The sequence below is a fragment of the Oleiphilus sp. HI0086 genome (genome assembly GCF_001635225.1).
The window spans coordinates 1-7,922 of record NZ_LWFZ01001513.1 but is presented as its reverse complement, the minus strand read 5'-3'; the positions used below and the strand labels follow the sequence as shown (position 1 = coordinate 7,922).

The window sequence follows — 7,922 nt, the reverse complement described above, 5'->3', positions numbered from 1 at the left end:
CCATGGCATAACGCAGTTGTGAAGCATACGCACCGCCAAGATGATTACCTTGACCACCACCACCTACAATCGCGAAAGAATCGGGGCCAAACTGATCACGCGTTACATTCATTTTTTCAGCGATTTCATCTAAGGCCTGATCCCAGCTAACCTTCTGAAAGCTCCCATCTGGCATCCTTTTTAAAGGATGTGTCAAACGATCATCGTGATTTTGATAATGCTCTAATCTTGCCGCTTTCTGGCAAATATAGCCCTTAGTCATAGGGTGTTGAGGATCACCTTTGATCTTAATTAATTTGCCGTCCTGGGTGGTAACATCCAAGCCACAGTTTCGTGAACATAATATACAAGCGGTTTTATGCAGCTCTGTATTCTCACTATCAACGTTTGTCATGATCGCTCTCTTGCTTTTTAAAAGCTGTAATTATTGAGATATAGACTAGCTTAATCTTTGTAATACACCATCTGGCTACTTGTCGCCACCAAGGTACCATCAGGGCTCCATAGCTCAGCCCTTTGCTCAAAATAACCATTAGTAAATTTGGTAGCGCTAGCGCGACCAAGCAGATGAGTCGCCTCCAAGCCCAACAATTCATCTTCAGTTATATGGAAATTAATCGTTAAACTAACCGTTCCCATTGGGACGATCTTATGTCTTCGAACAAAAATTCGTGGAAAGAACGAGTCAGAGATTGCTGTTACTGAGGCATAGTCCAGCTTTCTTGCTGGCTTGTCAGAAATCCACAAGAGGCTCTCGGAGGGGTTTGCTTGTTTACCCTTAACTAGCGGCTGAAAAGGAGCACCATAAACAAAGCGCATATCGTATTGGTCTACCCAGCTCGGCATGCCCGGAAATTTTGGTAGTGAATCCACCTCTTCAAAATCTGGTGCATAAGGCATCCTTACTTCATCATTAGACCAAGTCTCATTTCGCTTAGCAAAAACACAACTAGCAGAACACTGCATTACATCGCCTTGCAAAAAATCTACACGCCAATGCTGGTTGGAACGGTTAGTTCTTAATAGAGCAGGTTTGACCACCAACTCATCATCTTCAATCGGCCCCATATAATTAATAGTAATCGATACCGGCATGCCTTCTCTTTCTGGGTGACCTAACACTGCTTGAAGGATCGTAGCCGCCGTCACACCACCGAAAGGGCCTACCATATTTTGATAGTCTGCACTGACTTGCCCAACCAGGCAATTGGGGTCCCCTTTCAGGTTAACTGCACCATCAAATGCATGCTCTTGCTGTTCTAGTGTCTTTGCCACATTAGATGCACTCATACCGAAACCTCCAAAAAATCGCACAAATTAGTTTATATGCTAAGTAAATTAATCTAACCTTTTACCACTGGCAATTCAGTATATTTGAACTTAGGATAACTTCAGCTTATCTATTAAGGTGTTCCATGCAACAAAAAGCTCCCCCAATTCAGTGGCTACCTGTATTTGAAGCCGCGGCCAGAAATTTAAACTTTAAGAAAGCAGCGGTGGAACTCTGTGTTTCACCGCCTGCCGTCAGTCAGCAAATCAAAGTATTGGAAGAATATCTTGGTTTAACGTTGTTTGACCGAAGCTCTCGCAAACTACGACTCACCTCAGCCGGAGAGTTTTACTACCAGACAACAAGAGATATTATTAAGCGCCACAATACTTCCTATCGAGAATTCGAACGAAAATTTTGCCACCCAACGCTTCAAATCAGCTCACCCATTTTCATCGCTCAAGAACTACTGATTCCAAATTACGCACGCTTCAAAGACTATGCTCCAGAGGTAGAGCTACGCATCACGACAGGCAATGAATACGTTAATTTTGACGATGAACCTGCAGACGCGGCATTACGTTTCGGAAAGGGGGACTGGCCAGAATTAGCAACACGCTTTGTCAGTGGTGTTGACGTAAAACTTCTATGTAGCGAGGACTACCTGACCCAACATGGTCTTTCCCGTGACCAATTAATGTCAAAGGAGGAGATCGAAAATCAGGTTGTCATATCGCTATATGATGATCTTCGGGATTGGCGCGGCTCATTTGGAGATTTTAACCCAAAGCAAAAAATTGTTTGCGACTCTTATTTCTCCGCCATTCGGTCTGCTGAAGAAGGCTTAGGAGTCGTCGTTGGATTACTCCCTATGGTCAATCAAAGGATCAGAGATGGAAAGCTACTTCCCTTATCAACCATGCCGTTGACAACCCAGTATGCATATTGGCTCGTTGCCCCTAAAGCCATGGCAGAAACAGATAATTTCAACTCGCTTTACCGCTGGATACAAGCGCTATTCAGAACACTTAAGTAATTTGTTGAAAAAATAAAAAACAAACAAACGCTTGCATTTAAATTTAGTTTATATGCAAAGTAATATACATCACATATGAACTATATAACTACTAGACAAGGAATCGACAGTGGATAAAAGGTTATTCTTTCTGATCAACATGGCTCAGCACCGAATGTTTAAGTTTGCAGATACCCAGTGCGAGCAACGCCTGGGGATTCCAGTCACTCAAGCTGCTGCACTGATGTTCATTGCTAAAAATGAAGGCTGTTTACAGAAAACGCTGTCACAAGCATTGGGTTTGAATAACTCTGCAGTCACCGGTTTGGTTGGCCGAATGCAAAAGAACGGCATTATTGAGCGCAAAGGATGTGCCGAAGACGGCAGAGCATCAAGGTTATTTTTGTCTGACGAGGGTAAAAATAAATTACCGATACTCTACCCACTTATCCAGCAAGTAAACGAGAAGCTCAGTGAAGAATTTTCAGAAGAAGAGCTTGAAACCGTCAGTCGCTTCCTAAACAAGGTGATCGACATTTTTAAATAAGTACGCGGTATTCAATATGAGTCAATTTCTAGCAATGTTCCAACAAATGGGCCCAGAGATGTTTTCGAAGGGCGTTGCTCAAATCGCACCTTACTTTGGGACAATTGACCCAGAAGTCATTGACCTTAAACCAGGCTATTGTGAAGTTAGCTTGAAAAACCAAAAGAAGGTGCACAACCATATCGGTACCGTTCATGCCATTGCAATGTGTAACGCTGCTGAATTAGCAGGCGGTATGACAACTGACGTCTCGATTCCCGCTGGTGCCCGATGGGTTCCTCAAGGTATGACTGTTGAATATATCGCAAAAGCTAAAACAGACCTTAAAGTTGTGTGTGAAGCGGCAGACGTCGATTTTTCACAGGAAGGCAAGGTAGTCGTGCCCGTAGCAGCGTATGACACAGAAGGAACCAAGTGCTTTACCGCTGATATTACGATGAATGTGAAGCATAAGTAGGTTGATTGCTCCGCCCATTCTTTAAACATAGGCAGAGGATTCCATTCCCTCGCAGGATCAACCCTTGCTTGCCCGTCTGCGAGCCGTGGAAGACTCTGCCTACAATCAATCAGTCTTAATAATCGTCGTTAACTGGATAGGCGATTGAACCAGCTTCTCTTTACCCTCAATCATTGGATAAAATACATAATAACCTTTGTCAGGTACTGAAGTAACCTTCCCTCCTTTTATGTAGAAAGGTTTATCAAAGCCCTGAATATGAACCTCATAATCCCCCCCCTAACATCGTATCCATCGTTCGACTGGCATTGTTAATTTTGTCGCAAGCACTCAAGCCTGCAAGCAACAATACAGTGACTAATATGCCAAACACCTTTTTCATACCTCGATCCCTTTCTTCATCATACTCGTTGTTAATTCAATATTTATTCAACACAAAAGGCACTGCTTCCTCAATCTCAAAAGCCAACTCAAGCAAGCGTTTATCTTCTCCAAACTGTGCAAAGAACTGGACGCCAACAGGCACCTGTTTTTGACTAACGCCAATAGGCAAAGCAATCGAAGGCGCGCCCGAGACATTGTGAATCGCACAATAAGGTACAAAATGCTTTAGGCGCTCTATAGCACTTTCAAATTCTACGTCAGGCGCAAGATAGCCTATTTTCGGCGGTGGGTGCCCTAAAACTGGCGATAACATAAGGTCATAGTTAGCCATTTCTTGTTGATAAACATTAGTAAAACCCAGTAAGCGTTTAATCGCTAAAGGCGCTTTAAGTATATGTTTTCGGAAGTGCTTACTTAACCCAAGGGTCAGCGGTTCGAGCTTTTTCTTATTTAACTTAGTACCAAACAGAACGCTACCTGTTGTAGAAAAAATCGACGCCATCATTCCCCAATAGAGCAAGAAGTCGTCCCCAAAAGCAGGGTCAAATGGAAACGAAACTTCTTCCACATCATGCCCTAAATCACTGCATATTCTGGCCGCCTGATGCACGGCTGCCGCATTGTCTGAATCACTATAAAGATGGCCAGGGCCATCTGTATAAAAGCCGATTCTAAGTCGCTTTTTAGCGGGGCCGGTGATTTCACCCAGCGCAGGTAGTTTTCGGTTGAGATAAAACTTTTCAGCTTCGGAATAAAACATCGCCGTATCGCGAACACTACGGCTTAGAATTCCCTGGTGCCCCAAATTGATAGGTAATAAATGGGACCCTTTCATATCGACTAAGCGACTTCTTGTAGGCTTCAGCCCTATTAGCCCGCAACATGCCGCAGGTATTCTGATAGAACCACCGCCATCATTCCCATGAGCAAAGGGCACAACGCCAGCTGCAACCATGGCGGCAGATCCGCCGGATGAACCGCCAGTTGAACGCTCAAGGTTCCACGGGTTAGAAGTCGAGCCAAAATAACTAGACTCAGTCGTAGCCGTTAAGCCAAACTCAGGCATTCGAGTTTTTCCTAGGGGCACGACGCCTAGCGACAGGAATTGACGTACGAAATCTGAAGATTTTGCTGCGGGTTTAGGTTTTAACGCTGCGGAACCATGAGCGGAGGGCACTCCGTTAAAGTCGTCATTATCTTTAATAAAGCTAGGGACACCGGAAAAATACCCTGAATTAGGCAACAATGCGTACCGTCGAGCCCTGTCATACATTTCCACAGCAAGACTGTTTAGGCTCGGCTCAACATGCATCGCGCGACTAATACTCGCTTCAACCGCCTCTTGGGCCGATATTTCTCTTTTACGAACCCTTTCGGCAATTCCTACTCCATCGAGTTCACCTAGAACATCTTCTGTATAGGCATTAATTGTTTTCGCCGATGGAATCATGCTGCGCTCATATATTAGGCATTGTATTGGCTGGAGGATACCGCTCCACCACTTCCAATCCAGTCCGTATGGAAAAACTCGCCTCGATCTCTATCAACCCGTTCATAAGTATGCGCACCGAAGTAATCACGTTGCGCTTGCAGCATATTTGCTGGCAATCTTCCGCAGGTGAAGGCATCAAAGAAAGACAAGCCTGACGCGGTACATTGCATTGGTAGCCCGATTTCAATCGCTTTACCCAAAACCCTGCGCCAGGAAGGAAGTGACTGCTTCAATAATTGTTGAAAATAGTCATCGATTCCTAAGAAAGAGAGCTCAGGGTTCTTTATAAAGGCGTCACGAATATTCTCTAGAAAACGACTTCGGATAATGCAACCTCCTCGCCACATTAAAGCAATATTCCCGAAGTTCAGATTCCAATCCAAGTTGTTTGAAACTTGCTTCATTAACATGAAACCTTGAGCATAAGAGATGATCTTAGACGCCAATAAGGACTCTCTCAACGCTTCAAGCCAATCGTCCTTATCTCCACCAACACTAGATATCTCACGCGCGAAAGCTGTTTCAGCAGCGATTCGCTCTTCTTTGAAACTGGAGATATATCGTGCAAAGACCGACTCACTAATCAAGCTCAAAGGTACACCGTTTTCAAGTGCGCTATTTGCAGTCAGTTTACCGGTTCCTTTCTGCCCTGCCGTATCAAGAATGCTCTCTACTAAGGGCTGCCCATCTTCATAAAAGCCAAGAATATTGGCTGTTATTTCAACTAAATAACTATCTAACTCTGTTTTATTCCATGCCGAGAAACTTTTCTGCATTTCAGGGTGATTCAAATTCAACCCACTCTTCATAAAATGATAAGCCTCAGAGATGAGCTGCATATCACCATATTCGATGCCATTGTGAACCATTTTCACAAAATGCCCTGCACCGCCCGAGCCAACCCAGTCGCAGCAAATTTCACCAGCATCGGTGCGCGCCGCAATAGCCTGAAATATAGGCTTTACTAGCGGCCAGGCTCGCTCATCACCACCAGGCATGATAGACGGCCCATAACGTGCACCTTCTTCACCACCGGAAACACCGATACCGAGATAGTGAATATTTTTTTCAGATAATGACTCTACTCGTCGAGCCGTGTCTCGATAGTCGGAGTTGCCCCCATCAATAATGACATCACCATCATCTAGCAAAGGAAGTAGCTGTTCAATGTAGGCATCCACCACCTCACCAGCTTTTACCATTAACATCACTTTACGAGGCGAGGAGAGCTTCGCCAGCATATCCTCAAGGCTATTTGCACCTTGTATTAGCGTATCAGCAGCAAGACCCTTGATAAACTCGGATACTTTGCTCTGCGTTCGGTTATACGCAACGACCCTGACACCGTGGTCATTCATATTCAGAACCAGGTTTTGCCCCATTACCGCTAGACCAATGACTGCAATGTCTGCTTTGTTATCCGCCATAATTATCCCTCGACTATTTCTTGTTTAATGCTCGCTAAGTTTAGCTGCCGATTCCGCATCTAAATACCACTCAACACACCCTGAGCTTGCAATAATTCGTGAAAAAATATTGGCTGCCGGGTAGCTTTTAGAGACTTCTGCCTGATCGACTATTTCTCGCACGACACTTGCCTTACTCTTACCCAAGGCAATAAATGTCACTCTCTTGGCACATGATATGACTGAAGCACTTAGCGAGATTCGCTCCTGCTTGGAGCTTGGTTGAGTCGCCTGAACGGCACTCTGAGCACAGTCGTAATCTGTTTGGCCAGGAAACAATGAGGCAGTATGTCCATCTTCCCCAATACCCAGCATAACCCAATCAAAAATAGGAAAGGCATTCACTCCATCAGATACTGATGGCAGACAAGCCAGCATTTCATCTTTGAATTCGATCAAGGCTTTTTCTTGCGCTAATTCACCATGAATGGGATGAATGTTACTCGCTGGAATTAGCACATGGCTAAACAACAGCCGCATGGCTTCACCATAATTGCTTTGCTCATCATTAGCCGACACACAACGTTCATCTCCCCACCAGAAATGTAAGTTCCGCCAAAGAATGCTATTTGCGTAATCACTGTGGGCTATGTAGCCAAAAATATGTTTGGGCGTTGTCCCGCCCGATAAAGCGATATGGATATCGGCGCCAGATTGGCTCAGAGCCAGCCACTGTTTGGCCACTACCTCTGCAAGCTCATCAGCTGATTCATAAATGCTTATAATAGAACCATCACTACTCGCATTCATACTGCCCCCTGCTTAAGAATTTTTTATCTCGCTATAACTCACAATAATGAGTATTGGCTAAATTTTTACACGGAAAACGCCAGGTACGGCCATCACGCCGAAGAAGGCTCTCGGCTTCTTTCGGCCCCCATGTACCACTCGCATAACCATGCAAGGCATGGTCGCCAGCTTGATATTTCAGAATAGGCTCGACAAACTGCCAACAGGATTGCACGGCGTCGCTACGAGCAAATAAGGTGGCATCGCCATTCAGTGCATCCAGTAACAAGCGCTCATAGGCATTCAGAATGCGTACACCATCACCTTCTTCATCGAGTAAATCCTGGTAACGAAAGTCCATACTCACCTCTTTCGACTCAAAACCTGCTCCGGGTTTCTTAAGACCGAATTGCATCACGATCCCTTCATCTGGCTGAATGCGTATCACCAGTTTATTTGCCGGTGCATTCAGCCCAAAAACAGGGTGTGGTGTATGTTTGAAGTGAATAACAACTTCCGTCACTCGCGTTGGCAAGCTCTTCCCTGTTCGAATATAAAAAGG

General features: G+C 44.8%; 8 protein-coding genes and 1 pseudogene. 3 read left to right on the top strand and 6 right to left on the bottom strand.

Annotation, left to right across the window (positions count from 1 at the left end; translation table 11 throughout):
• Both A3756_RS25560 and A3756_RS25555 read right to left on the bottom strand, forming a co-directional pair.
• Nucleotides 1-394: molybdopterin-dependent oxidoreductase (locus tag A3756_RS25560; protein WP_156490772.1), on the bottom strand; the 394-nt coding region annotated here is incomplete at its 3' end.
• 50 nt (nucleotides 395-444) lie between these two features.
• Nucleotides 445-1,290, bottom strand: coding sequence for an acyl-CoA thioesterase II (locus A3756_RS25555; RefSeq protein WP_068555023.1), 846 nt, complete (start codon nucleotides 1,288-1,290; stop codon nucleotides 445-447).
• Nucleotides 1,291-1,415: 125 nt separating this feature from the next.
• Between A3756_RS25555 and A3756_RS25550 the strand changes: the two genes are divergently transcribed.
• The 3 genes from A3756_RS25550 (at nucleotide 1,416) to A3756_RS25540 (ending at nucleotide 3,289) form a co-directional block, all read left to right on the top strand.
• The gene (locus A3756_RS25550; protein WP_068514364.1) at nucleotides 1,416-2,306 is read left to right on the top strand and encodes a LysR family transcriptional regulator; all 891 of its coding nucleotides are present in this window, start codon (nucleotides 1,416-1,418) and stop codon (nucleotides 2,304-2,306) included.
• A gap of 109 nt (nucleotides 2,307-2,415) precedes the next feature.
• Nucleotides 2,416-2,832, top strand: coding sequence for a MarR family winged helix-turn-helix transcriptional regulator (locus tag A3756_RS25545; RefSeq protein WP_082865504.1), 417 nt, complete (start codon nucleotides 2,416-2,418; stop codon nucleotides 2,830-2,832).
• A gap of 16 nt (nucleotides 2,833-2,848) precedes the next feature.
• A complete protein-coding gene (locus A3756_RS25540; RefSeq protein WP_068507593.1) occupies nucleotides 2,849-3,289 on the top strand; it encodes a hotdog fold domain-containing protein in 441 nt (146 codons plus the stop codon).
• 418 nt (nucleotides 3,290-3,707) lie between these two features.
• On the opposite strand, the gene A3756_RS25535 is transcribed toward A3756_RS25540, so the two are convergent.
• The 4 genes and pseudogenes from A3756_RS25535 to A3756_RS25520 form a co-directional block, all read right to left on the bottom strand.
• Complete coding sequence (locus A3756_RS25535; RefSeq protein WP_068514359.1) at nucleotides 3,708-5,123, bottom strand: amidase; 1,416 nt, start codon at nucleotides 5,121-5,123, stop codon at nucleotides 3,708-3,710.
• 14 nt (nucleotides 5,124-5,137) lie between these two features.
• Entirely contained in the window at nucleotides 5,138-6,592 is a 1,455-nt protein-coding gene (gene gnd / locus A3756_RS25530) for a decarboxylating NADP(+)-dependent phosphogluconate dehydrogenase (RefSeq protein WP_068514356.1), read from the bottom strand.
• 24 nt (nucleotides 6,593-6,616) lie between these two features.
• Nucleotides 6,617-7,381 carry a 6-phosphogluconolactonase gene (gene pgl / locus A3756_RS25525; RefSeq protein WP_197469694.1) on the bottom strand — a complete coding sequence of 255 codons (765 nt, stop codon included), beginning with the start codon at nucleotides 7,379-7,381 and terminating at the stop codon, nucleotides 6,617-6,619.
• Nucleotides 7,382-7,412: 31 nt separating this feature from the next.
• Nucleotides 7,413-7,922 (bottom strand): annotated as a pseudogene (locus A3756_RS25520) (hypothetical protein); the annotation flags it as partial.

Bases quoted from the DNA above. Each gene is read 5' to 3' on its own strand.
- A3756_RS25535 (WP_068514359.1), bottom strand. From the start codon at position 5,123: ATGATTCCATCGGCGAAAACAATTAATGCCTATACAGAAGATGTTCTA.
- A3756_RS25540 (WP_068507593.1), top strand. From the start codon at position 2,849: ATGAGTCAATTTCTAGCAATGTTCCAACAAATGGGCCCAGAGATGTTT.
- gnd (WP_068514356.1), bottom strand. From the start codon at position 6,592: ATGGCGGATAACAAAGCAGACATTGCAGTCATTGGTCTAGCGGTAATG.
- A3756_RS25550 (WP_068514364.1), top strand. From the start codon at position 1,416: ATGCAACAAAAAGCTCCCCCAATTCAGTGGCTACCTGTATTTGAAGCC.
- pgl (WP_197469694.1), bottom strand. From the start codon at position 7,381: ATGAATGCGAGTAGTGATGGTTCTATTATAAGCATTTATGAATCAGCT.
- A3756_RS25555 (WP_068555023.1), bottom strand. From the start codon at position 1,290: ATGAGTGCATCTAATGTGGCAAAGACACTAGAACAGCAAGAGCATGCA.